The sequence below is a fragment of the Streptomyces sp. NPDC005799 genome, assembly GCF_040630525.1.
Taxonomy (GTDB): domain Bacteria; phylum Actinomycetota; class Actinomycetes; order Streptomycetales; family Streptomycetaceae; genus Streptomyces; species Streptomyces griseorubiginosus_B.
In genome coordinates, this window is sequence record NZ_JBEXXQ010000010.1 from 25,104 (window position 1) to 47,419 (window position 22,316).

22 protein-coding genes are annotated in these 22,316 nt (G+C 71.8%); 12 read left to right on the forward strand and 10 right to left on the reverse strand.

Features of this window, described 5'->3' with window-relative positions:
• Positions 1-14: 14 nt before the first annotated feature.
• Entirely contained in the window at positions 15-380 is a 366-nt protein-coding gene (locus tag ABZ453_RS12010) for a nuclear transport factor 2 family protein (RefSeq protein ID WP_359014120.1), read from the reverse strand.
• A 169-nt stretch (positions 381-549) separates the two neighbouring features.
• Here ABZ453_RS12010 and ABZ453_RS12015 point away from each other — a divergent pair, with 169 nt between their 5' ends.
• Entirely contained in the window at positions 550-843 is a 294-nt protein-coding gene (locus ABZ453_RS12015) for a hypothetical protein (protein ID WP_359014122.1), read from the forward strand.
• Positions 844-899: 56 nt separating this feature from the next.
• On the opposite strand, the gene ABZ453_RS12020 is transcribed toward ABZ453_RS12015, so the two are convergent.
• The gene (locus ABZ453_RS12020; RefSeq protein ID WP_359014124.1) at positions 900-2,654 is read right to left on the reverse strand and encodes an ABC transporter ATP-binding protein; all 1,755 of its coding nucleotides are present in this window, start codon (positions 2,652-2,654) and stop codon (positions 900-902) included.
• Between the two features lie 238 nt (positions 2,655-2,892).
• Between ABZ453_RS12020 and ABZ453_RS12025 the strand changes: the two genes are divergently transcribed.
• From ABZ453_RS12025 to ABZ453_RS12040, 4 genes are all read left to right on the forward strand, one after another.
• Complete coding sequence (locus tag ABZ453_RS12025) at positions 2,893-3,981, forward strand: S-(hydroxymethyl)mycothiol dehydrogenase (RefSeq protein WP_359014126.1); 1,089 nt, start codon at positions 2,893-2,895, stop codon at positions 3,979-3,981.
• Complete coding sequence (locus ABZ453_RS12030) at positions 3,981-4,610, forward strand: MBL fold metallo-hydrolase (protein WP_359014128.1); 630 nt, start codon at positions 3,981-3,983, stop codon at positions 4,608-4,610. The genes ABZ453_RS12025 and ABZ453_RS12030 overlap by 1 nt, the downstream gene beginning before the upstream one ends.
• Positions 4,611-4,779: 169 nt before the next feature.
• Positions 4,780-5,979, forward strand: coding sequence for a serine hydrolase domain-containing protein (locus tag ABZ453_RS12035; RefSeq protein ID WP_359014130.1), 1,200 nt, complete (start codon positions 4,780-4,782; stop codon positions 5,977-5,979).
• A 96-nt stretch (positions 5,980-6,075) separates the two neighbouring features.
• Positions 6,076-6,990 carry an SDR family oxidoreductase gene (locus ABZ453_RS12040; protein WP_359014132.1) on the forward strand — a complete coding sequence of 305 codons (915 nt, stop codon included), beginning with the start codon at positions 6,076-6,078 and terminating at the stop codon, positions 6,988-6,990.
• Between the two features lie 2 nt (positions 6,991-6,992).
• Here the strand turns inward: ABZ453_RS12040 and ABZ453_RS12045 are convergent, their stop codons facing one another.
• Complete coding sequence (locus tag ABZ453_RS12045) at positions 6,993-7,529, reverse strand: hypothetical protein (RefSeq protein WP_359014133.1); 537 nt, start codon at positions 7,527-7,529, stop codon at positions 6,993-6,995.
• 49 nt (positions 7,530-7,578) lie between these two features.
• Here ABZ453_RS12045 and ABZ453_RS12050 point away from each other — a divergent pair, with 49 nt between their 5' ends.
• Together ABZ453_RS12050 and ABZ453_RS12055 are read left to right on the forward strand one after the other, a co-directional pair.
• Positions 7,579-8,376, forward strand: a complete 798-nt coding sequence (locus ABZ453_RS12050) for an SDR family NAD(P)-dependent oxidoreductase (protein ID WP_359014135.1) — start codon at positions 7,579-7,581, stop codon at positions 8,374-8,376.
• Between the two features lie 264 nt (positions 8,377-8,640).
• Positions 8,641-9,339, forward strand: coding sequence for a L,D-transpeptidase (locus tag ABZ453_RS12055; RefSeq protein ID WP_359014137.1), 699 nt, complete (start codon positions 8,641-8,643; stop codon positions 9,337-9,339).
• A gap of 25 nt (positions 9,340-9,364) precedes the next feature.
• On the opposite strand, the gene ABZ453_RS12060 is transcribed toward ABZ453_RS12055, so the two are convergent.
• A complete protein-coding gene (locus ABZ453_RS12060) occupies positions 9,365-10,564 on the reverse strand; it encodes a Gfo/Idh/MocA family oxidoreductase (protein ID WP_359014139.1) in 1,200 nt (399 codons plus the stop codon).
• 163 nt (positions 10,565-10,727) lie between these two features.
• Between ABZ453_RS12060 and ABZ453_RS12065 the strand changes: the two genes are divergently transcribed.
• The 3 genes from ABZ453_RS12065 to ABZ453_RS12075 all read left to right on the forward strand — a co-directional run bounded on the left by ABZ453_RS12065 (position 10,728) and on the right by ABZ453_RS12075 (position 13,050).
• Positions 10,728-11,906, forward strand: coding sequence for an ROK family transcriptional regulator (locus tag ABZ453_RS12065; protein WP_359014141.1), 1,179 nt, complete (start codon positions 10,728-10,730; stop codon positions 11,904-11,906).
• Between the two features lie 81 nt (positions 11,907-11,987).
• Positions 11,988-12,173 carry a hypothetical protein gene (locus ABZ453_RS12070; protein ID WP_133043718.1) on the forward strand — a complete coding sequence of 62 codons (186 nt, stop codon included), beginning with the start codon at positions 11,988-11,990 and terminating at the stop codon, positions 12,171-12,173.
• 55 nt (positions 12,174-12,228) lie between these two features.
• Positions 12,229-13,050: an EamA family transporter gene (locus ABZ453_RS12075; protein ID WP_359014144.1), complete on the forward strand. Its 822-nt coding sequence runs from the start codon at positions 12,229-12,231 to the stop codon at positions 13,048-13,050.
• Between the two features lie 4 nt (positions 13,051-13,054).
• On the opposite strand, the gene ABZ453_RS12080 is transcribed toward ABZ453_RS12075, so the two are convergent.
• From ABZ453_RS12080 to ABZ453_RS12090, 3 genes are all read right to left on the reverse strand, one after another.
• Positions 13,055-14,431: a S1 family peptidase gene (locus ABZ453_RS12080; RefSeq protein ID WP_359014146.1), complete on the reverse strand. Its 1,377-nt coding sequence runs from the start codon at positions 14,429-14,431 to the stop codon at positions 13,055-13,057.
• A 114-nt stretch (positions 14,432-14,545) separates the two neighbouring features.
• The gene (locus ABZ453_RS12085) at positions 14,546-15,370 is read right to left on the reverse strand and encodes an SAM-dependent methyltransferase (RefSeq protein ID WP_359014148.1); all 825 of its coding nucleotides are present in this window, start codon (positions 15,368-15,370) and stop codon (positions 14,546-14,548) included.
• 52 nt (positions 15,371-15,422) lie between these two features.
• A complete protein-coding gene (locus ABZ453_RS12090; protein ID WP_359014150.1) occupies positions 15,423-16,418 on the reverse strand; it encodes a hypothetical protein in 996 nt (331 codons plus the stop codon).
• 26 nt (positions 16,419-16,444) lie between these two features.
• On the opposite strand from ABZ453_RS12090, the gene ABZ453_RS12095 reads away from it, so the two are divergent.
• Both ABZ453_RS12095 and ABZ453_RS12100 read left to right on the forward strand, forming a co-directional pair.
• Positions 16,445-17,623: an aminotransferase class I/II-fold pyridoxal phosphate-dependent enzyme gene (locus ABZ453_RS12095; RefSeq protein WP_359014152.1), complete on the forward strand. Its 1,179-nt coding sequence runs from the start codon at positions 16,445-16,447 to the stop codon at positions 17,621-17,623.
• A 55-nt stretch (positions 17,624-17,678) separates the two neighbouring features.
• On the forward strand, positions 17,679-18,065 hold the full coding sequence (locus ABZ453_RS12100) for a PPOX class F420-dependent oxidoreductase (protein ID WP_359014154.1): 387 nt from the start codon (positions 17,679-17,681) through the stop codon (positions 18,063-18,065).
• A 64-nt stretch (positions 18,066-18,129) separates the two neighbouring features.
• Here ABZ453_RS12100 and ABZ453_RS12105 read toward each other — a convergent pair whose 3' ends face one another.
• From ABZ453_RS12105 to ABZ453_RS12115, 3 genes are all read right to left on the reverse strand, one after another.
• Positions 18,130-20,901: a hypothetical protein gene (locus ABZ453_RS12105; RefSeq protein ID WP_359014156.1), complete on the reverse strand. Its 2,772-nt coding sequence runs from the start codon at positions 20,899-20,901 to the stop codon at positions 18,130-18,132.
• 154 nt (positions 20,902-21,055) lie between these two features.
• Complete coding sequence (locus ABZ453_RS12110; protein WP_359014445.1) at positions 21,056-21,469, reverse strand: zinc ribbon domain-containing protein; 414 nt, start codon at positions 21,467-21,469, stop codon at positions 21,056-21,058.
• A gap of 132 nt (positions 21,470-21,601) precedes the next feature.
• Complete coding sequence (locus tag ABZ453_RS12115; protein ID WP_359014447.1) at positions 21,602-22,270, reverse strand: TetR family transcriptional regulator; 669 nt, start codon at positions 22,268-22,270, stop codon at positions 21,602-21,604.
• Between the last annotated feature and the right edge of the window lie 46 nt (positions 22,271-22,316).

The following is a 22,316-nucleotide window of genomic DNA, read 5'->3' on the forward strand; positions in this document are numbered from 1 at the left end:
CGCGGTTCCGGCTCCTACTCGTCCCATGCCTGGATCAGGATTTCCTCGGCGATCTTCCCGTCCCGCAGCGTGATCATCGACTCGGCCAGGACCCGGGTCCCGTCCGCGTACTCGCACGACTGGCTGTAGGCGGCGTGGTCGCCCTGGACGATGCACTGGTCGACCCGGTGCGTCATGTCCCGGCTGTAGATGTCCTCGAACAGCGCGCCGATCTCGTCGCGGCCGTGCAGGACCCGGGGTTTGCTGGGCTGGGTGTTGCGGTCCACGATGCGCACTTGCGCGTCGTCCGCGTAGAGCGACAGAAGGTCTGCCGCCGTGTGTCCCTCGACGCCCCTCTTCAGCGTGTCGGCGTTGAAGCTGCTGCTTGCCGCGGTGCCCATGGTGACCTCCTTCGAGGGCCGCGACCCGGTCGGGAGCGGGCCGCGAAGGCCCCACCTTCGAGACTCCTCCGCCCCGGCGGGCTCGGCAAGCGCAACCGTGCGCTACGCCTCGCGGGTGAGTGGAGGCGAGCGCCCGTGTCCGGCGGGCCGCGGTGGCGTTGCTCACAGCATGATCTCAACACGACGTATCGTCGCCGCCGTCGGTCTCGCCGCGGGCCTGACCGGGCTGGCGGCGCCGCTGGCCTCCGCGGCCGAGGCGGCGGCACCGGGCACGGGCGCGGTCCACCCGATGGCCACCCTCGACTCACTCACCGTGAGCGACCTGCCCGCGGCGCACAAGGCGGAGATTCCGCGGCCGTCCGGGCAACTGCAGCAGCTCAACCGGCTCAACGACCTCGGCCAGCTGCACCAGCTCACCGACTTGGCCGCGCCCGTGACCGGTCTGCTCGGCGGCATCCAGTAGTCGACCGCGTGCCGCGGAACGAGGGCCGCCCGGATCCGGGCGGCCCTCGTCGCGTGTCAGCCCGCCGTCGCCAGGAACTGCGTGGCCGCGAGCTCCGCGTAGAGCGGGTCGGCGGCCACCAGTTCACGATGGGTGCCCACGGCCCGTACCCGGCCCGCGTCCATGACGACGATCCGGTCCGCCATCGTCACCGTGGACAGCCGGTGGGCGACGACGAGGACCGTGGTCGTCCGGGCGACGTCCGCGACGGTGTCCCGCAGGGCCGCTTCGTTCACCGCGTCCAACTGGGAGGTCGCCTCGTCCAGGAGCAGCAGGCGGGGGCGGCGCAGCAGCGCGCGGGCGATGGCGACCCGCTGCCGCTCACCGCCCGAGAGCTTGGTGCCGCGGTGCCCCACCAGGGTGTCGAGGCCCTTGGGGAGACGGGCGACCAGCCCGTCCAGCCGGGTCGTCTTCAGCACCCGCGTGAGCGTCGCCTCACCGGCCTCGGGATTGCCCAGCAGCAGGTTGTCCCGCAGCGAACCCGACAGGACCGGGGCGTCCTGCTCCACATAGCCGATCGCGGAGCGCAGCCGGGGCAGCTCCCACGCGGCCAGATCACGGCCGTCGAGCGATATGGACCCGGACTCCGGGTCGTAGAACCGCTCGATGAGCGAGAAGACCGTGGTCTTGCCCGCGCCGGACGGACCGACGAACGCCGTCATACCGCGCGCGGGCACCTCGAAGGTGACCCCGTGATGGACGTACGGCAGGTCGTCGGCGTACCGGAAGCGGACCTCGTCGAAGGCGAGCGAGGCCGGCTCGGCGCCGGCCGCGGGCAACGGCGCCGCTTCGGCCGGGGGTTCGGCGGGCAGGGCCAGCGCCTCCTGGATACGGGCCAGGGCGGCGGCGCCCGTCTGGTACTGGGTGATCGCGCCGACCACCTGCTGGATCGGGGACATCAGGTAGAAGACGTACAGCAGGAACGCCACCAGCGTGCCGACCTGGATGGCGCCCGTCGCCACCCGCGCCCCGCCCACCGCCAGCACCGTGATGAAGGCGATCTGCATCGCCAGACCGGCCGTGTTGCCCGCCGCGGCCGACCACTTGGCGGCCCGTACGCTCTGCCGCCACGACTCCTCGGCGGCCTCGTGCAGCGTCCGCTCCTCCCGGTGCTCCGCGCCGGACGCCTTCACCGTCCGCAGTGCGCCGAGGATGCGTTCCAGCGAGGCACCCATCACCCCGACCGCGTCCTGCGCCTGCCGGCTCGCCCGGTTGATGCGCGGCACGATCACGCCGAGCACCGTGCCCGCGCCCAGGATCACCGCCAGCGTGACCCCGAGCAGCACCGGGTCCACCAGGCCCATCATCACCACGGTCGCCACCAGCGTGAGCCCGCCCGTGCCGAGGCCCACCAGGGAGTCGGTGGTGACCTCGCGGAGCAGGGTGGTGTCGGAGGTGATCCTGGCCATCAGGTCGCCGGGCTCGCTGCGGTCGACCGCCGTGACGCGCAGCCGCAGCAGATACGACGACAGCGCGCGCCGCGCCCCGAGCACCACCGACTCCGCCGTGCGCCGCAGCACGTACGAACCCAGCGCGCCCAGCGCCGCATTGGCGACCACCAGGGCCGACATGGCGAGCAGCGCGCCGGTGATCGCCCGGTCGTGGGACAGGTCGTCGATCAACCCCCTGGCCACCAGCGGCAGCAACAGCCCGGCGGCACCGGTGAGCAGTGACAACAGCCCGCCGGCCAACAGGGCCCAGCGGTGCGGGCGTACATAGCCGAGGAGGAGCCGCCAGGCGGGTGAACGGGTCCCGGTGTCTGCGATGCTCACGGCGCTCCTCGACGGTCGTGGAGCATTCAGGCTACGTCGGCGCCCACCCCCAGCCGCGGCCAGTCCCGGACCGGCCTGTCCGGAGCGTCCGCCCGCCGTGTCGCCGGCACCCTGGTCCACGTCCCGTACCGGCTCCCGACCGTGGGCGGTTCCTCCACTGACCGATGTCGTGTCGTTACTGATCAGTCACGCGTAGGGTCGAACGGACCGACAGTGGCCGATGAAAGGGTTCAGCACCATGGCGCAGGAAGTACGCGGCGTGATCGCACCGGGCAAGGGCGAGCCGGTGCGGATGGAGACGATCGTCGTGCCCGATCCCGGCCCGGGGGAAGCGGTCGTACAGGTGCAGGCGTGCGGGGTGTGCCACACCGACCTGCACTACAAGCAGGGCGGCATCAGCGACGACTTCCCCTTCCTGCTCGGCCATGAGGCCGCGGGTGTGGTGGAGTCGGTGGGCGAGGGTGTCACGGACGTGGCACCGGGCGACTTCGTGATCCTCAACTGGCGTGCCGTGTGCGGGAACTGCCGGGCCTGTTTGCGCGGGCGGCCCTGGTACTGCTTCAACACCCACAACGCCGAGCAGAGGATGACCCTCGCCTCGACCGGTCAGGAACTGTCCCCGGCGCTGGGCATCGGCGCCTTCGCGGACAAGACGCTGGTGGCCGCCGGACAGTGCACCAAGGTCGACCCGGGCGTGGCCCCGCAGGTGGCCGGCCTCCTGGGCTGTGGCGTGATGGCCGGGATCGGTGCGGCGATCAACACCGGCAACGTCGGGCGCGGTGACAGCGTGGCGGTCATCGGCTGCGGCGGGGTGGGCGACGCGGCGATCGCCGGGTCCCGGCTGGCGGGCGCGGCGAAGATCATCGCCGTGGACATCGACGACCGCAAGCTGGCCACCGCCCGGGAACTGGGGGCCACCCACACCGTCAACTCCCGCGAGGGCGATCCCGTCGAGGCGATCCGCGAACTGACCGGCGGCTTCGGCGCCGACGTCGTCATCGAGGCGGTCGGCCGCCCCGAGACGTACCAGCAGGCCTTCTACGCCCGCGACCTGGCCGGCACGGTGGTGCTGGTCGGCGTGCCCACCCCGGAGATGAAACTCGAACTGCCCCTGCTGGACGTCTTCGGCCGCGGCGGCGCGCTCAAGTCGTCCTGGTACGGCGACTGTCTGCCCAGCCGGGACTTCCCCATGCTGATCGACCTGCACCTCCAGGGCCGTCTGCCGCTGGAGAAGTTCGTCACCGAGACCATCGAACTCGGTGAGGTGGAGAAGGCGTTCGAGCGGATGCACCACGGTGACGTGCTGCGCTCGGTGGTGGTGCTGTGATGGCCGCCCGCATCGAACGCCTGGTCACCTCGGGTACCTTCGCCCTGGACGGCGGCACCTGGGAGGTGGACAACAACGTGTGGCTCGTGGGGGACGACCATGAGGTCGTCGTCATCGACGCGGCCCACGACGCCGACGCGATCGCCGAGGCGGTGGGCGACCGCTGGCTGACGGCGATCGTGTGCACCCACGCCCACAACGACCACGTCAATGCCGCACCCGCCCTCGCGGAGCGCACCGGTGCCACCATCTGGCTGCACCCGGACGACCTGCCGCTGTGGAAACTCACCCATCCCGACCGCGACCCCGACGCCCATCTCGTCGACGGTCAGGTCATCGAGGCCGCCGGCGCCGACCTCACGGTGATCCACACCCCGGGGCACGCGCCCGGCGCGGTCTGCCTCCACGACCCCGGCCTGGCCGCGGTCTTCACCGGCGACACCCTCTTCCAGGGCGGACCGGGCGCCACCGGCCGCTCCTACTCCCACTTCCCGACGATCATCGACTCCATCCGCGACCGCCTGCTCACCCTCCCACCGCAGACCAAGGTCCTCACCGGCCACGGCGATCCGACCACGATCGGCGCCGAGGCACCGCACCTGCAGGAGTGGATCGCCCGGGGCCACTGAGCGTCCTCGCCGCTGCCCGCCCGGGACGACGGCGAACCCCGTCCGCGGCGGCCACATGTGTGGCTCCGAACGAGTGGACTCGCTGCGAGGCCCGGGTAAGGGCGCCTTTCCGATCGGCCGCCGATGGTGATGTTGCCGTCCCGGCCCGTGACTGGAGAGGCGCCCCCGCATGCGACGTACCCCCCGCCGCCGACTGCTCGCCGCGACCCTGTTCGTGGCGTCCGTGCTGGTCCCGGCAGCCGTGGCCCCCGCCACCGCCGTCCCGGCCGGCACCGCCCATCCATCCGGTCGGCACCACTGTCCGCCGGGCGGTCTCGGGCAGGGCATGACCGCACGGCTGGACCGGACGATCGAGGACGTCCGCCGGCAGGCGGGCATCCCCGGTGCCGTCGTCGGACTGTGGATGCCGGGCAAGGGGTGCTACGTCCGGGCGAGCGGCGTCGCCGACAAGGCGACCGGCAGGCCGATGACCCCCGACGTCTCCGAGCGGATCGGCAGCGAGACCAAGACCTTCACGGCCACCGCCCTGCTGGAACTCGTCGACGACCATCGCGTCCGGCTGGACGACCCCATCTCCCGCTACGTCCACGGCGTGCCGGGCGGCGGCCGGATCACGCTGCGCCACCTCGCCGAGATGCGCAGCGGCCTGTTCCCGTACAGCTCCGATGCGGACTTCGTGCATGACCTGCTGAGCGACCCGGAGCGCTCCTTCACTCCCCGGCAACTGCTCGCGTACGCGTTCAAGCACAAGAACACCTTCGCGCCGGGCACGCGGTTCCAGTACTCCAACACCAACTTCGTCCTGCTCGGGCTGGTCATCGAGAAGGTCTCCGGTCAGCGGCTCGCGGACTTCATCGACGCGAGGATCCTGCGGCCGGCCCGGCTGCACCACACGCTGCTGCCGCGGGGGACGGAGTTCCCCGACCCGCATCCGCACGGCTACACGGACCAGACACTGACCGGCGCGGTCGCCGACGCCACCCGCTGGAACCCCAGCTGGGCATGGGCGGCCGGGGCGATGATCTCCGACCTGCACGATCTGCGCCGCTGGGCCGAGGTCGTCGCCACCGGGAGACTCCTCAGCCCCCGTACCCAGGCGCAACGACTCAGGATGCTGCCGACCGGTCTCCCCGGCCTCAGCTACGGCCTCGGCCTCTTCGACGCCAACGGGTGGATCGGGCACAACGGCTCCATCCCCGGCTACGAGACCGTGACCGTGTACCTGCCCGCGCGGCGGGCCACCCTGGTGATCATGATCAACACGGACTCGACCGTCCAGGGCCAGGAACCCTCCACCCTCCTCGCGCGGGCGGTCACGGCGATCGTCACCCCGGACCACGTGTACGACGGCGCGGTCTCATCGCGCTGAACCGGCACGCACCGGCAGGAAAAGGCGACAGAAGATGTCCGGCTTCCACGGCACCCTCGGCAGTGACCGACAACCGAGGCCAACGGGAGGCCGGACATGTCCGTAGCGCTGAACGGCAAGGTGGCGCTCGTCGCCGGGGCGACGCGGGGGGCGGGCCGCGGGATCGCGGTGGAACTCGGCGCGGCGGGCGCCACCGTGTACGTCACCGGACGCAGCACCCGCGCACGGCGCTCCGAGTACGACCGCCCCGAGACCATCGAGGACACCGCCGACCTCGTCACCCGAGCCGGCGGCCGGGGCATCGCCGTACCCACCGACCACCTCGAACCTGACCAGGTCCGCGCCCTGGTCGACCGCATCGCCGACGAGGAGGGCCGCCTGGACGTCCTCGTCAACGACATCTGGGGCGGCGAGAGTCTCTTCGAGTGGGACCGTCCGGTCTGGGAGCACGACCTGGACAAGGGCCTCAGACTGCTGCGGCTCGCGGTCGAGACGCACGCCGTCACCAGCCATCACGCCCTGCCCCTGCTGCTGCGCCGGCCCGGCGGCCTGGCCGTGGAGGTCACCGACGGCACCGCCGAGTACAACCGCGACACCTACCGCGTCTCCTTCTTCTACGACCTCGCCAAGACCGCCGTCCTGCGTATGGCCTTCGCCCTCGGCCACGAACTCGGCCCGCGCGGCGCCACGGCCGTCGCGCTGACACCGGGGTGGCTGCGCTCGGAGATCATGCTCGACCAGTTCGGCGTACGCGAGGACAACTGGCGCGACGCCCTCACCGAGGTCCCGCACTTCGCGATCTCCGAGACCCCGCGCTACGTCGGCCGCGCCGTCGCCGCCCTCGCCGCCGACCCGGAGGTGGCCCGCTTCAACGGCCGCTCCCTGTCCAGCGGCGGCCTCGCCCAGGTCTACGGCTTCACGGACCTCGACGGCAGCCGGCCTGACGCCTGGCGCTATCTCGTGGAGGTGCAGGACGCGGGGAAACCGGCGGACGTGACCGGGTATCGGTGAGGTCAGGAACCTGGCAACACCGGCAGCGGCCAGCGCGCGGAATGGCCCGGGGGCAGCGCGAGGTCCTCTCGGACGGCCTCGTAGTAGCCTTCGCGGCCGGCGCGCTGGCGTTCCAGCAGGACCTGCCAGGCCGCGGGGTCCCGTGTGCCGTCCCGCACGAACCGCTCCATCTCCAGCACGGTGACGATCCATGCCCGGGCCCGCTCCACGGCCTCCGGGCTGCCCAGCAGGATCAGCGCCTCCCCGTGCGGCTCACGGGCGGTCTGCACCTCGGCCAGCAGCGGCTCCGCCTCCCGCGGGGTCAGGGGGTGCGGGTGCGGGTCGTTGCCGAGGTGCGCCGCCACCCGGTAGGTCAGCGCCACCTGCTGCTTCAGCGCCTGGGCCCAGTCGGCGTACACCGCGAACCGCCGCTCCTCCCACCGAGCCGCCCGCTCCCGCCGGAACCGCGCCTGATCACCCCGCACCACCGCCAGATACGAGCCGAGGGCACCGATCACCACACCTATCAGCGCGGGGAGCTGCTGCAGAAAAGCGGACATGGACGCACGCTATCTGTCCCGTGGATCTTGCGGGGAGTAGGTTCGGGCCATGGCTGACATCAAGCGCTTCGAGGGGTACGGGGTTCTCGTCACGGGCGCGGCCCGCGGCATCGGCGCCGCCGTCGCCCGGCGCCTGGCCGAGGAGGGGGCGCGGGTTCTGCTCACCGACGCGGACCCGCCCGAGGTCGAGAAGACGGCGGGGGCACTGCGCGAACGGGGCCTGGCCACCGAGGCGTTGGCGTGCGACGTGGGGGACCGGGCGGCGGTGGAGGCGGCTGTCGCGCACGCCGTCGACGCCTTCGGCCGCCTCGACGTCCTGGTCAACAGCGCGGCCTCCTGCACCCCCGACACCCCGCTCTTCGAGGACGGCCCGGACGAGGCGTGGGCCCGCGACCTCGACATCACCCTCACCGGCGCCTACCGCTGCTGCCGGGCCGCGCTCCCGCACCTGGCAGCCTCCGGGCGCGGCGCGATCGTCAGCATCGGCTCCGTCAACGGCCGGATGGACTTCGGCAACCAGGCCTACAGCGCCGCCAAGGCCGGCCTCGCCTCCCTCACCCGCACCCTGGCCGGACAGGCGGCCGGACGGGGAGTCCGCGTCAACCTCGTCGTGCCGGGCACCGTGCGCACGTCCGCGTGGGAAGGCCGGGAGGACGACTTGGAAGCACTGCGCCCGCTGTACCCGCTCGGCAGGGTCGGCGAACCGGAGGACATCGCGGCGGCCGTCGCCTTCCTCGCCTCCCGCGACGCGGCCTGGATCACCGGCACCGAACTGACCGTCGACGGCGGCCTGACCGCGGTCCACACGGGGTTCAACGCGGTGACGGGGGTGCGCAGCGGCACCTGACCCTCACCGTCGGCGCAGCCCCGATGCGGCGGCCTAAGAAGTCGCGTGCGGAAGGCAGGAGTTGGGGGCCGAGGCAGCCCTGGGCGGGTGTGCGGTGTGTGTCCTCGGGGTAGGCAGCGGACGACCGCTGTGACCTGGCGCACTGCGAATGTCACCGTTTCGTCGTAACGTGCGGCGACTTACAACCGATCGCGGCGGACATCGGTCTAGCTGGCAGAGATCGCAGATCGGACGACCATTCCGCGCGAAAGGCAAAGGCAGACCATGGGGGACATCCGCAGACGGGGAGCCGTCGCACTCGGGATCACCGGACTGGTGGCACCGCTCACCCTCGCCCTGGGCACCGGTTCCGCCCAGGCGGCCACGAGCTGCACCACGCAGGCTGGGCCCTATCAGAAGCAGGTGGAGAAGTTCCTCGGCCGGCCGGTCGACGGAAAACAGTCCGCCGCCGACTGCCAGGCCATCAAGGCCTTCCAGACCAAGCACGGCATCACCCCGAACATCGGGTACGCGGGTTCCGTCACCTGGGGCGTGATGGACCTCATGAACAAGCAGAAGGCCGTGGGGAACAACCCCAACAAGGAAGGCAAGTGCCCGACGAACAAGGGGCGCATAGCCTGCGTGAACCTCACGCTCCAGCTCAGCTGGATCCAGGACGGCAGCAGGCTCGTCTACGGCCCGGTGCCGGTCCGCACCGGCCGCAAGGGGTACGTCACCCGCACCGGTCTGAAGAAGATCTACTGGCGTGACAAGAACCACGTCTCGAACATCTACAACGTGCCGATGCCCTACAGCCAGTTCTTCGACGGCGGCCAGGCCTTCCACTCGGTCAACCTCAGCATGTGGAACCCGCCGGGCTCGCACGGCTGCGTCAACATGACCACCGCCACCGCCCAGAAGTACTGGTCCCTGCTGAAGGCCGGCGACGACGTCTTCGTGTACGGGCGCAAGCCGGGCACCTGAGCAGGCACCCGGCCCGGCGTCCCGCCTACTGCGGGGCGTCCCCGAAGTCGGGGATCTCCAGCCGTACCCCACCCTGCCGCGCCGACTCGTGCGCGATGATGCCCGGCAGGGTGTAACGGGCGGCCACCCATGCGTTGACCGACGGCAGGGACCGCGTGTTGACGGCGGTCACGAAGTCGTCGACGAGGAAGTGGTGACTGCCCTCGTGCCCGTTGTGCAGGTTGTCGAACGCCCGCGGCAGCCGCGCCCGGTCGTGCACCGGTGCCGAACCGGAGGTGAAGGCCGCCCGCAGCTCCGGCGCGATGTGCTGGAGCGACGGATCGTCGGGGGACATGGTGGGCTTGGGCTCCAGTAGTTCACTGATGTCCTTCACGCCCTTTTTGTCCTGCCACAGAGCCACCGTGGCGAGCTGCTCCATGCTCGCCTCGGTGCCGAAGAAGCGGAACCGGGACTCGCGGATGTGCGAGGGGTAGCCGACGCGACGGAACTCGTTCGTACGGAAGGATCCGCCTCCCGCGACCTCGAACAGCGCGGTGGCGTTGGAGACGTCGTTGTCGAACTGGCTGACGGAGCGGTCGAAGACGCCGTCGCCGCGGTCGTCTCGGACGCCGATCGCCGACACGCTCACCGCGTGCGTCTGCCAGGCACCCAGCACCCCGCCGACCGCGTGCGTCGGGTACAGCAGCGGGGGATAGCTGGCGGTGGCCTTCCAGTTCTCGCCGCCGCTGTACTGGTAGGCGTCGTAGAAGCCGAGGTCCATGTCGTGGACGTAGTCGCCCTCGGCGTAGAAGAGCCGCCCGAAGGCGCCCTCCGCGATCTGGTTGCGGGCGTGCACCGTCGCCGGGTTGTACTGGCTGGTCTCGCCCATCATGTACGTCAGTCCGGTCGTCCCGACAGCGTCGATGATCGCGGCGATCTCTTCCGTGGTGATCGCCATGGGGACCGCCGAGTACACGTGCTTGCCGGCGTTCAGGCCCTGCAGGACCAGCGGGCCGTGCGTCCACCGCTGGGTGAAGATCGCGACCGCGTCGACCGCCGGGGACTCGAGCATCGCCTCGTAGCTGGGGAAGGTGCCCGCCAGTCCCTGCGCGGCGACGAGCTGTTCGGCTCGTTCGGGCAGCAGGTCGGTGACGTACACGTCGCTGACACCGGGGTGGGCCTGGAACAGCGTCGCGAACTGACCGGAGAACTGGCCGGCGCCGACGATGCCGAGGGAGAACGTCATGAAAGGCGTGCCCTTCACTGGGAGAGGATCGGACACTTACTTTTGTCGTGAAAGAATCCTGGCGTCAAGAGTCGGGTGGACATGTTTTCGTCAGGGTCTTCGGCGTCTTAGAGTGAGCACGTTGATTTCGTGATGAAAAAAATCATGTGGGAGCCTGACCTCCATGACCACAGTTGCCGCCAGCTGGCTTCCCCTCAGCCCCGGCGAGCGCTCGGTGGCGATCGAGGTGCTCGTCAACGGCCCCCTGTCGCGCACCGAGCTCGCCCGGCGGCTCGACCTCTCCGCGGGCAGCCTCACCCGGCTCACCAAGCCGCTGATCGAGTCCGGCCTGCTGGTCGAGGTGATCGAGGCCGGTGCCCCGGCCGAGGTGCGCCAGGGGCGGCCCTCCCAACCGCTCGACGTCGTCGCCGAGTCCTGGTCCTTCATCGGCTTCAAGATCACCGAGGACATGGTCTACGGCGTCGTCACCACCCTCCGGAGCGACATCGTCGCCCGCCACGACCGCCCGCTCACCACCCATGACCCCGCCGAAGTCGCCGACGTGCTCGCGGAGATGGCCGGCGGGTTCACCGCCGCGCACCCGTGCCCGGCGGGCATCGGCATCGGCGTGGGCGGCCGGGTCGCGGACCGGGCCGTGGTCGCCGAGTCCCCCTTCCTGGGCTGGCGGGGCGTGCCGCTCGCCGGGCTCGTCGAGGAGCGCACGGGGCTGCCCGTCGTCGTCGAGAACGACGTCGCCGCCCTCGTGGAGGCCGAGACCTGGTTCGGCGCCGGGCGGGGCCTGGACCGCTTCGTCGCCCTGACCATCGGTGCCGGCATCGGCTACGGCCTGGTGCTGGGCGGCAGACGGGTGCCGAACGCCGAGGAGGACCGCGGCTTCGGCCGCCACTGGATCGTCGACCCCAGCGGCCCGCTCACCCCGGAGGGGGAGCGCGGCAGCGCCGTCTCCCTGCTCGCCATCCCGAGCATCCGCTACCAGCTCCGGGCCGCCACCGGCCGCGACTGGACCTACGAGGAGATCCTCACCCGGGCCGCCGCCGGGGACCCCATGCCCGCCCGGGTCATCGACGAGGCGGCGCGCGCCCTCGGCACGCTGGTCGCGCAGATCTCCAACTTCGTGATGCCGCAGAAGATCCTGCTCGCCGGAGAGGGGGTCGGGCTGATGGATGTGGCGGGGAACACGGTGGGGGAGACGATCAGGACGCTCCGGCATCCGATGGCCGCCCCGGTCGCCCTGGAGACGAAGGTGTCCGATTTTCACGACTGGGCCCGCGGTGCGGCCGTATTGGCGATCCAGGTGCTGGTGCTGGGAGCGGCGGAGTCCGAACTGGCCGGTGGATCTTGACAGATGGACGTGATCAGTAACACGGTCCGATATGCCCCTTTCCAGGGTGATTACTCACGGCGCCTTCACCTCCGGCGCCGTATGCTTCACACCATGTCCACCACTGTTGAAACCGTCTCCGAGCGTTCGGCGGACGAGGTCAACGAGGAGATCCGGGCCCTGTGGCGCCGGTCGGGCGGGACACTGAGCGTCGAGCAGCGCGAGGAGTACCAGCGGCTCGTCCTGGAGTGGGCCGCCGCGGCTCCCCAGCCCGCGCGGGCGGCCTAGCCTCATCTGACGCCCGCCGCGCATCGGCGCGTCGGTCCGGGGCACCCCTGGTCGAATGGGTCCCCTCCTCGCACTGGCCTCGGCCGTCTGTTACGGCCTCGTCGACTTCGGCGGCGGGATCCTCTCCCGCCGGGCCTCCTTCACGGCCGTCACCTTCCTCGGCCAGGTCGGCGGTCTCGCGTTCGCCTGTGTCACCGCACTCCTCGTTCCCGCCGACGCCGTCCACCCCGCCGACCTGCTGTGGGGCGCCCTGTCCGGCCTGGGCAGCGGCACCGCCATGCACTTCCTCAACCGCGGCCTGAGCCGCGGGGCCATGACCGTCGTCGTCCCCCTGAGCGCGGTGACAGGCGTCGCCCTGTCCGTCCTGTGCGGCGTCCTCCTCCTCGGCGACCGGCCCGACCCGTCGGCCTGGGTGGGCATCGCCGTGGCGGTGCCCGCGCTCTGGTTGGTCTCCGGGGGCCGGTCCGGCGCGGCCCGCGGCGCCGGCGACGGGCTGCTCGCCAGCGCGGGCGTCGCCGTGCAGTACGTCGCCCTCGGCCTGGCAGGTGCGTCCGCCGGGCTGTGGCCGGTCGTCGCCGGCCGTGTCGCCGCCGTACTCCTGCTGCTGCCGACCACCCTGCGCCACGGACCCCTGCGAGTTCCGCCCCGGATCGCCGCCCAGGCGCTCCTCGTCGGGGCCGGGGCCGCGCTCGGTCTGATCCTCTATCTGCTCGCCGCCCAGCGGCAGTTGCTGGCCGTCGCCGTCGTCCTCGCCTCGCTCTATCCGGCCATCCCGGTGATCCTCGGCCTCGCGCTGCTGCACGAGCGCGTCACCGCCCGGCAGACCGCCGGACTGCTCGGCGCGGCGGCCGCCACCGTCCTGATCACCCTCGGCTGACCCGTCAGCCCCAGCTCGCGGAGTAGGCGCGCCGGTAGTCCTTGCGGTCCTGCTCCGCCCGGATCCACCGCGTGGCCACCAGCGCGATCATGCTGCCGCCGATGACCAGCATCCCGGGGCCGATGTTCCGCGGGTCGCTGAGCCGGGCCAGCAGGGTCGTGCCCGTCGAGGTGCCCGTCGCCGGAGTGGTGGAACCAGGGGACGTGGTGTTGGGCGCGATCGCGCTGTGCGTGGCCGACGCGGACGGCGCCGGTGAGGCGCCCTGCTGGGCGGCCGCCTGCTTGGAGACGATCAGCTGCACGTTGAGTGCCTGCATCGCCTTCGTCACCGGCTGGAAGAACGTCGTACCGCCCGAGGTGCAGTCGCCGCTGCCGCCCGAGGTGATGCCCAGCGCGATGCCCTCGGAGAACAGCGGACCGCCACTGTCGCCCGGTTCGGCGCACACGTTCGTCTCGATGAGCCCGGTCACCGTGCCCTCGGGGTAGTTCACCGTAGCGTCCAGCCCCTTGACCTCGCCGTCGTGCAGACCGCTGGTGCTGCCGCTGCGGAACACGCGCTCCCCGACCACCGGATCGCTCACGCCGGTGATCCGCACCCCGTTGCCGTTGCCGATGGCCACGATGTCCGCGCCCTGCCCGGCCGTACCGCTCGCGTACTGCACGAGGGAGAAGTCGCTGCCCGGGAAGTTCTGCTGCACGGTGGTGCCGAGCTGCTGGTTGCCCTGGCTGTTGGCGAACCAGATGGAACCGTTCGGCCCGCAGTGCCCGGCGGTGAGGATGAAGTCGGTCTGCCCGTTGGTCACGTTGAACCCCGCCGAGCAGCGCCCGCCGGTCGACAGGATCGGCGCCGCCCCGTTGAGCCGGGTCGTGAACGTGCCCTTGGTGCGCTCCATCCGCACGAAACTGCCGATGCCGGACGCCACCTTGGTCATGTCCGACCAGTCGGAGGCGGAGACGGTGCTGTCGGCCTGCACCACCACCTGGTTCGTCCGGTAGTCCATCACCCAGGCCGTGCCCGCCACCCGGGGCGCCGAACGCAGCGTCGCCGTGGCCGCCTTGAGCTCGTTCATGCTGTGGCCGACCATCTTCGCCTCGGCGCCCGCCCGCTCGACCTCGGTCGCCGCCTTCTTGTCGGTCACCGCGACCACCGTGCGCCCGTCCGCGCCGACCCACGTCCCCGCCGTACGGGCGGTACCCAGCTGCGACACCAGCGAGGCACCCGTGCCGGGCGTGTTCCCCTTGGCGCTGAACGGAAGGGCGGAGGTGCCGGGAGACTCGCTCGCCATGGCGGCCTGCGTCACCATGGCTCCCCCCAGGAGGAGTCCGCCGACGGCCGCCAGTCGTGTCACTCGCCGGACCATCCGTCGTCGTGCGTGCCTCATGCATGGCTCCCGAACCAGTACGCGCGGTGCCAACACCGCGGGGCCCTCCGGTCGTTGAGCACCCTCTCTCCATACGTTCCGGGAGCCGACCGCGTTCAGCGCGCCGGTGATCTGCTACGGCTTGCGCCCCACCCCGCCGTACATCGCCACCTCCACGGGCTCGTCCCCCTCCTCCGGACGCCAGCGCGAGCACGACACCACACCCGGTTCCAGCAGCTCCAGGCCGTCGAAGAACCGCGCCACCGCCTCGGGCGTGCGCTGCGTCAGCGCCGGCGTGCCGTGCTCGTTCCAGAACCGCACCGCCTCGTCCACCTCGGGCAGCGCCGGAGTCGTGATCGTGTGCGACAGCACCAGGTGGCTGCCGGCGGGCAAGGCCTCCATGAACCGCCGCACGATGCCGTACGGGTCCTCGTCGTCGCCGACGAAGATGACCACCCCGAGCAGCATCAGCGCGACCGGCCGGGACAGGTCCAGGGTGGCGGTGGCGCGCTCCAGGACCGCCTCGACATTGCGCAGGTCCTCGTCCAGATGGTCGGTACGGCCCTCCGGCGCGCTGGTGAGCAGGGCGCGGGCGTGCGCCAGGACGAGCGGATCGTTGTCGACGTACACCACCCGGGACTTTGGGGCCAGCCGCTGGGCGACCTCGTGGGTGTTGTCCGCGGTCGGCAGCCCCGTGCCGATGTCGAGGAACTGGCGGATGCCCGCGTCCGCGACCAGATGACGTACGGCGCGGCCCAGGAAGAGCCGGTCGGCGCGGGCGTACTCGCCGATGGAGGGATGCAGTTCACGGATGCGGTCGCCGGCCACCCGGTCGACCTCGTAGTAGTCGCCGCCGCCTAGCCAGTAGTTCCAGATCCGTGCCGTGTGCGGGCGCAGGGTGTTGATGCGTCTGCGCAGCGCCTCGGCGGGATCTTCGGTGGCTGCCGGGTTGTCCGTCACGTGCTCAGCTCCTGGAGGGCCTGGTGGTCGGGCGCGGGGGGCAACCGGCAATCTAGACGGCGGAGTTGATGTCTGCCGAGGGTGCGGCGCGAGAGATTTTCCCAAGAAGTGCCGCCCGGCCGGTCTCGTCGCCCCACACGGACGCCGGATCGACGTAGGGCCGCAGGAGCGCGGTCAGTGCCGGGTCCGCACGGCGGTTCAGTTCGTCCGAGGCGAGCTTGCGGGCGATCCCGGCGAGGAAGTCGGCCAGCTGCACCCGCGGATCCTCGCCGGCCACCACCAGCCGCAGCCCGACGAGCCGGATCCCGGCCCGCCGGGCCGTCTCCTCGATCCAGGCGATGCGCTCCGGCGTCAGCAGGTTCTGCCGGTCGTGCACGAGCCGGACCTCCTCGCCGCCCGCGCTCCAGTACGCGGCCGTGCGCACGATCGCCGGCAGCAGCGGATTGAGCAGCGGAATCAACGGCGGTCCGGCGAGCAGTCCGGCCCGGTAGCCGTCCGCCCGGGAACGGGCCGCCGCCAGCCTGTCCAGGACCGCTGCGACGGCCGTACGGGCATGCGCGCGCCGCAGGTCGTCCACCCTGCGGAAGAACAGCTCCGTCGGTTCCGAGGGCTCCCCGTCGTGCCGTACCCGCAGCAGCCGGTTCGCCGCCCGCACGAACTCCCGCCACCCCGCCTCCCCGAACGTCCGCCGCCCGGCCCGGTACAGGAACAGGGCCTCGGCCGTGTCGCCGAGCAGCAGGTGGACCGTCCGGTCGACGACGAAGAACTCCTTCTCGACCAGGTGCACATGGGCTCTGGTGTGGATCGGACCCCCCGGCGCGAGCAGCCATTCCAGCACGGCCCGGTGCTTCTCCCGCAGCAGGTGGGTCGCCTTGTACTCCTCCGCGGGAGAGCGGATGCGGTCCCGGATCTCCCGCACGCACGCGGCCGCGGCGTCCACCGGCAGCCCCACCCCGGCGTGCGCGAACACGTCGGTGTTCCCACCGGTGAGGTTCTCGCCGTCCGACCCCGACTCGTCGCAGGCGACTTCACGGTCGTTCCAGGTCACAGCACGGCCCCCTTATCTTGTGCGACATGACCAGGATCCCGCACGACACGTCCGGCGAACCGAACCCCCTGCGTGCCCTGTCCCTGGACCGGCTCCGTCGCCGTACGAGCATGAAATGGCGCACCTACCCGGCCGACGTACTGCCGCTGTGGGTGGCCGAGATGGACGTTCCACTGGCCGAGCCGATCGTCCGGGCGGTCACGGACGCCCTCGCGCTCGGCGACACCGGCTACCCGGCGGGCACCGCCTACGCCGAGGCGCTCGCCGCCTTCGCCGACAAGCGGTGGGGGTGGGACGGGCTCGCCGTGGAGCGCACGGCGATCGTGCCCGACGTGATGCTGGGTGTCGTCGAGATGCTGAAGCTGGTCACCGGGCACGGAGACCCGGTCGTCGTCAACTCGCCGGTGTATCCGCCGTTCTTCCAGTTCATCGCACACATGGACCGGCAGGTGGTCGAGGCCCCGCTCGGCGCGGACGGACGCATCGACTTCGGCACTCTGCAGGAGGCCTTCGAGCGGTCGGCCGCCGGCGGGCGCCGGGCCGCCTACCTGCTGTGCAGCCCGCACAACCCGACCGGCGTCGTGCACACCGCCGGGGACCTGGCCGCCGTGGCCGCCCTCGCCGAGCGGTACGGCGTCCGTGTGGTCGTCGACGAGATCCACGCGCCGCTGACCGCCTCCGGCGTGGACTTCGTGCCGTATCTGAGCGTCCCCGGCGGGGAGAACGGCCTGTCGCTCATGTCCGCGTCCAAGGCGTGGAACCTCGCGGGCCTCAAGGCGGCGCTCGCGATCGCGGGCCCGCAAGCCGCGGCCGACCTGGCGCGCCTGCCGGAAGAGGTCGGTCACGGCCCCAGCCACATCGGCGTCATCGCCCACACCGCCGCCCTGACCGAGGGCACGCCCTGGCTGGACGCCCTGCTAGCCGGGCTCGACGACAACCGGCGACTGCTGTCGGACCTGCTCGCCGAACACCTCCCCGCCATCACCTGTCGCCCCGGCCAGGCCACCTACCTGGCCTGGCTGGACTGCCGTGCGCTGGGCCTCGATCAGGACCCGGCGGACGTCTTCCTGGACCGCGGCAGGGTGGCCCTGAACTCCGGGATCCCCTTCGGTACCGGGGGCGCGGGGCACGTACGCCTGAACCTGGCGACCTCGCCCGAGGTGATCACCGAAGGCGTACGGCGGATGGCCGCGGCGCTCCGCTGACCCGCGCGGCGTCCTCGAACTCCCCGAGGCCGCACGCCGTGCCTAGACTTCCGGCATGGAGGACAGACAGCTGGAACGACTCGGCTCGGGCAAATATCTGTTGATCACCAGCTACCGCAAGAACGGCACCCCGGTCGCCACCCCGGTGTGGGTGGTGCGCGACGGTGACACGCTCGGTGTGTGGACGGCCGCCGACTGTTGGAAGGTCAAGCGGATCAGGGCCCGCGGTGACGTCCTCGTCGGCCCCTGCGACCTGCGCGGCAACCCCACGGGGGCGCAGATTCCCGCCACCGCCGAGATCACCGACGAGGCGACCGTCGCCCGCTACCGCGACCTCATCGCCCGCAAGTACGGCATCGTCGGCCGGCTCACCCTGCTCGGCAGCCGACTGCGCCGGGGCCTGAAGGGCACCGTCGGCATCCGCGTCACACCGCGGCCCTGAGACGCGGACGGCCGCGCGGTCCGTGGAAGAGGACCGCGCGGCCGTCATGGGGACACGTTCTGGGCTACGAGGCGTCCAGCACCGTGCCGTTCAGCACCGGGCCGCCCGGCAGCGGGTTGCCGACCTCGTCGCTCAGCTGGAACCGCACCGACTCCGCCGGCTCCGCCACCTGGTCCGTGACCGTCGGCAGGGACACCTCGGCGCTGACCTGCCCGGGAGGCAGGCCCGCGGCCACGGCCAGGTACTGCACCGAGGACAGCGGCCGCTCGGGATCGGGCTGCTGGCCCGAGACGTCCGCCAGCCACTGCGGATCCACGTCCTTCGTGGACAGCTCCGGCCTCCCGGTGACGGGCACCACGCCGAAGGACTCGAAGAGGTCCACGTCCGCCGCGGCGGACAGCGTCACCTTCCACTTCAGGGTCTGCCCCTCGGTCACCCGGTCCGCGACCGGCGTCACGGTGACCGTCGGCATCGGGTCGTCGTTCCGCACGGTGACCCCACCGCGGTAGGAGCCGACGACGGTGCCGTGCACGGCCTTGACCAGCACCGCGTTGTCGACGTCGTAGGCGAACCGCGTGTTGCCCTTGACCTGCACCTTCACATCGATGTCGTGACCGCCGGGACGGACCGTGACGAGGCTCTGCTTCTCCTTGCCGGTGACCGGGTCGATGACGTACACCCGCACCTGTCCGTCGCCCCGCCCGGACACCCGTACGGGGACCTGGTAGGTGCGGACGCCCGAGTCGCCCTCCTTCACCGTCGTACGGCCGATGTCGACGCGCGGCAGCGCGGCCTCCCGCACCGCCGGAGTGCCGGGGCGCCAGCCCCAGGCGTCCATCAGCCAGGCCTGGCCCCGGGCCGACCGGGGCGTCAGCTGCAGGGACGTGACGTGCTTCAGGTCCAGGCCCGCCCGGGACGCGGCGGTCAGCGGGACGCGGACCTCACGGGCCCAGTAGGAGGCGGTGCGTTCGGTGCCGGGCAGTCCGTCGACCGTGACCGCGCCGAGGGCGGCCCGCTTGCCGTGGGTGTCGGTCAGGGACACGTCGATGCGGGTGCCGGTCGAGTTCGGCGGAACGATCAGCCGCAGCGCCAGGTCCTTGGAGCCGGCGAGCGTGACCGGCGCGCCAGGACGGATCCGCGCCGGGGAACCGGCCGCCGACCACTTCAGCACGACGGCGCGACGGCCGACCTCGCGGGTGGGCTCCCACGTCGCGAAGTGCGGGGAGACGCCCTTCGCACCGGAGGGGAGGCAGGCCACGTGCTGGTCCGGGTCGACGGCCGAGCACAGCCGCCCCCCGGTCACCGACAGCTTGCCGTCCGGCAGGAGACCGCCGACGCGGTTCGCCCCGACGGCGTGGGTGAGCACGCGCGCCGGGTCCGCCGAGGGCGCCCGCCGGCCGGAACCGTCCAGCAGCGGCCGTACCCGGTCGTCCCCGGTGACGAACAGCCGCGCCGCCGCCGCGATGTACGTGCTGCCCGCCCGGTGCTGCTGGTCGGCGGTCAGCCGGGTCGCGGTGCCCGGCGAGCACACCGGGTCCCGGTGCTCGTCGTCGTCGAAGAAGTCGTCCTCCGAGGGCGCCTGGGACTGGCCCGGAGTCCACTCGGTGTTGAAGAAGTTGTGGTCGGCGCCGACCACGTAGACGGCGCTGTGCAGCGCGCCGCCGCGGCTGACCGAGCGGGTGCCGTCGACGTACACCTCGCCCTGCAGGTCGGAGACGTCGCCGTCGCAGCCCGGCAGGATCGTCGTCGAGGGGACGTCCGCGACCGGATTCTGGCCGAAGATCGTCGGTCCGATGAGCACGGTGCCGCTGATGTGCCAGCGCACCGGCCCGTGGTAGCCGTCCTGCGCGGCCGGCGGCGGGTAGAGGCTGTCCATCGCCGCCCGGTTGACGCCCTCACCGCCGCGGGAGTGGCCGACCAGCAGGACGTGCGAGAGATCCGCCGTCGGGGCGTCCCGGACGACCGCGGGGGCCGAGGCGGAGTGGGCGGCCCAGTCGGCCCAGCGGGCCAGGTGCTGCCGCACCAGCGAGGAGCGGGCCTGGGCGCCGCCGTCCTCGGCCGCCCAGTCCTGGCCGTTGATGCCGTTGGCGGCGATGGAGACGGTCACATAGCCCTGGGAGGCCAGGAGTTGCTGGTCGCGCAGGTAGCCGCGGTAGCTCGGGATCGGCTTGGTGCCGGCCGGGCAGGGCCAGTCGCCGCTGATGTCGTCGCCGTTGTAGCAGGTGCTGTGCCGGCCGTGCAGGAACAGGGCGAGCGGACGCTTGCCGGTGGCCCCCTGGGGCGCGACGACCACGGCCTTCATCTCGACGGGCTGCGGGAAGTCGGGCAGCTTCACCGGGTCCAGGTCGTACTCGCCGGTGGACGTACGGTACGGGCCCGGCTTCCCCGGATCGACGGAGTTCGCCGGCAGCCGCGCGGGCGGCTGGGCGGCCGCCGTGTCAGCCCGGCCCGGCGCCCGGGTGCGGCCCGCCGCGTCCAACTGCCGTCCCGCGGCCCGCACCTGAAGTCCCGTCAGGTGACCGGCGGTCTTGCCGAGCGCGAGCCGGAAGGTCCTGCCGTCCTTGCCGGGGGCCGGGTGGCCGAGCAGCCGCCCTCCGGCGTAGAAGTCGACGCGCGTGTCCCCCATCGGCACGGGTGCGGTCGAACGCCACACCAGCTGCCGCGCCGCCCCCTCGCCGGCGATCCGCCAGCCGGGCGGGAGGGGGCTGCCGCTGTCTGCCGTCGTCCTGAGCGGTCTGGCATCGGGCGGTCCGGCCGCCTGCGCCAGCCCTGGCGATCCCCCCGCCACCGCGAGCACCGCCACCGCGGTCACCGCTATTCGCCGGGCACGGAACAAGGTCTTTCCTCCTCAAGTACCGAGCGCAGGCGCCCCGTTGGTCAGCGGGGGCCTCTCGTGTACCGGAGGACGGCGGGTGGGAGCTGTGGGTTGCCTGTGTGCGCGGATTCGATCACCGGGCGCGAACAGGATCAGGCCATCGGAGTGCCGGAGGTCAGGTCCAGGCGCGGTACGGCTCGTCGACCAGTTGGAACACGGGCTCACCGCGCACCGGGTCCTTCACCGTCGACAGGCGTACCCGGTCGCCGCTGTGGATGCCGATCAGCGGGCCCATGACGCGGCCCCGGACGACGAACCCCTCGGCCATCTCGACGAGGGAGACATTGCGCGCGGCGGGGGTGTTGCGGTGCACCACCGTGGCGTGCCGGATGGTGCCCGTGCCCTCGCTGCGCTCCGTCCTGAGGTCGCTGCCCTGGCAGACGGGGCACAGCAGCCGGTGGTACATGGCGGTGCCGCACCAGGTGCAGCGCTGGAAGAGGAGGGTGTCCGTGTCGCGCGGGGCCGGATCGAGGAGCCCCGCCGCGGAGCCGGCGGTCTGACGGGCGACGCCTACTGAGTGGTGGTACACGCTGGTCAACTCCCTGCGCTCGGCCGGAATCCCACGTGCGCGGTTCGCCGTGCCACCGTGCACGGCATCAATGTATGACACTCAGTGTCATCCGTAAAGGAACTGCGTACCCTCAATATGAACTCGCCTTCGTCACTCCTTTTCGAGGGCGCCCTCGATCTCCTGGACGACCCGCCACAGGGGTGCGCCGCGCCGGGAGACGACCACCACGACCTCCTCGGTCCCCTCCTCGCCGTCCGGCGCCGAGGGGGCGGAGAACGCCGACTGCACGTATCCGAGGGCATGGTCCAGCGCGGCGCTCGCGTCACCCTGCCCGTCCGAACGCAGCCAGGAGCGCAGCGCGTTGTTGTGTGCCGCGGCCACCGCCGCCGCGATCACGTCGGCCCGCAGTGTCCCGTCCGGCCGGCCGGCCAGGCGCCCGCGCAGATAGTCGGCGAAGGCACGCTCGTAACGCCACACCACCGACAGCTCGTACGCCCGCAGCCCGGGCACCTTCTTCGTCAGGCGGTAGCGCTGCACGGAGAAGGTCGGGTTCTCGGTGTACATCCGCAGGACGATCCGGACCGCGTCGCACACCCGCCGTACCGGCTCCTGGTCGTCGGTGCTCTCGGCGAGGAACGCCGTCATCTCCGCCAGGCACCGCTCGTGGTCGGGGAAGACCACGTCCTCCTTGGAGGGGAAGTAGCGGAAGAACGACCGCCGTCCGACGCCGGCGAGCGCCACGATGTCGTCCACGGTCGTCTGCTCGTAGCCCCGCTCGAGAAACAGCTGGAAGGCCGCCGCGACCAGGGCGTCCCGCATGGGTGGCCGTGTGGCCGCCGGCTCCGTCTTCATGACCGCGAACGTA

What these genes read in the sequence shown, in the direction of transcription:
- ABZ453_RS12115 (WP_359014447.1), bottom strand. Translation starts at nt 22,270, where the DNA reads ATGCGGGACGCCCTGGTCGCGGCGGCCTTCCAGCTGTTTCTCGAGCGG.
- ABZ453_RS12015 (WP_359014122.1), top strand. Translation starts at nt 550, where the DNA reads ATGATCTCAACACGACGTATCGTCGCCGCCGTCGGTCTCGCCGCGGGC.
- ABZ453_RS12095 (WP_359014152.1), top strand. Translation starts at nt 16,445, where the DNA reads ATGACCAGGATCCCGCACGACACGTCCGGCGAACCGAACCCCCTGCGT.
- ABZ453_RS12065 (WP_359014141.1), top strand. Translation starts at nt 10,728, where the DNA reads ATGACCACAGTTGCCGCCAGCTGGCTTCCCCTCAGCCCCGGCGAGCGC.
- ABZ453_RS12025 (WP_359014126.1), top strand. Translation starts at nt 2,893, where the DNA reads ATGGCGCAGGAAGTACGCGGCGTGATCGCACCGGGCAAGGGCGAGCCG.
- ABZ453_RS12045 (WP_359014133.1), bottom strand. Translation starts at nt 7,529, where the DNA reads ATGTCCGCTTTTCTGCAGCAGCTCCCCGCGCTGATAGGTGTGGTGATC.
- ABZ453_RS12100 (WP_359014154.1), top strand. Translation starts at nt 17,679, where the DNA reads ATGGAGGACAGACAGCTGGAACGACTCGGCTCGGGCAAATATCTGTTG.
- ABZ453_RS12030 (WP_359014128.1), top strand. Translation starts at nt 3,981, where the DNA reads ATGGCCGCCCGCATCGAACGCCTGGTCACCTCGGGTACCTTCGCCCTG.
- ABZ453_RS12080 (WP_359014146.1), bottom strand. Translation starts at nt 14,431, where the DNA reads ATGAGGCACGCACGACGACGGATGGTCCGGCGAGTGACACGACTGGCG.
- ABZ453_RS12050 (WP_359014135.1), top strand. Translation starts at nt 7,579, where the DNA reads ATGGCTGACATCAAGCGCTTCGAGGGGTACGGGGTTCTCGTCACGGGC.
- ABZ453_RS12070 (WP_133043718.1), top strand. Translation starts at nt 11,988, where the DNA reads ATGCTTCACACCATGTCCACCACTGTTGAAACCGTCTCCGAGCGTTCG.
- ABZ453_RS12075 (WP_359014144.1), top strand. Translation starts at nt 12,229, where the DNA reads ATGGGTCCCCTCCTCGCACTGGCCTCGGCCGTCTGTTACGGCCTCGTC.
- ABZ453_RS12060 (WP_359014139.1), bottom strand. Translation starts at nt 10,564, where the DNA reads ATGACGTTCTCCCTCGGCATCGTCGGCGCCGGCCAGTTCTCCGGTCAG.
- ABZ453_RS12055 (WP_359014137.1), top strand. Translation starts at nt 8,641, where the DNA reads ATGGGGGACATCCGCAGACGGGGAGCCGTCGCACTCGGGATCACCGGA.
- ABZ453_RS12035 (WP_359014130.1), top strand. Translation starts at nt 4,780, where the DNA reads ATGCGACGTACCCCCCGCCGCCGACTGCTCGCCGCGACCCTGTTCGTG.
- ABZ453_RS12040 (WP_359014132.1), top strand. Translation starts at nt 6,076, where the DNA reads ATGTCCGTAGCGCTGAACGGCAAGGTGGCGCTCGTCGCCGGGGCGACG.
- ABZ453_RS12010 (WP_359014120.1), bottom strand. Translation starts at nt 380, where the DNA reads ATGGGCACCGCGGCAAGCAGCAGCTTCAACGCCGACACGCTGAAGAGG.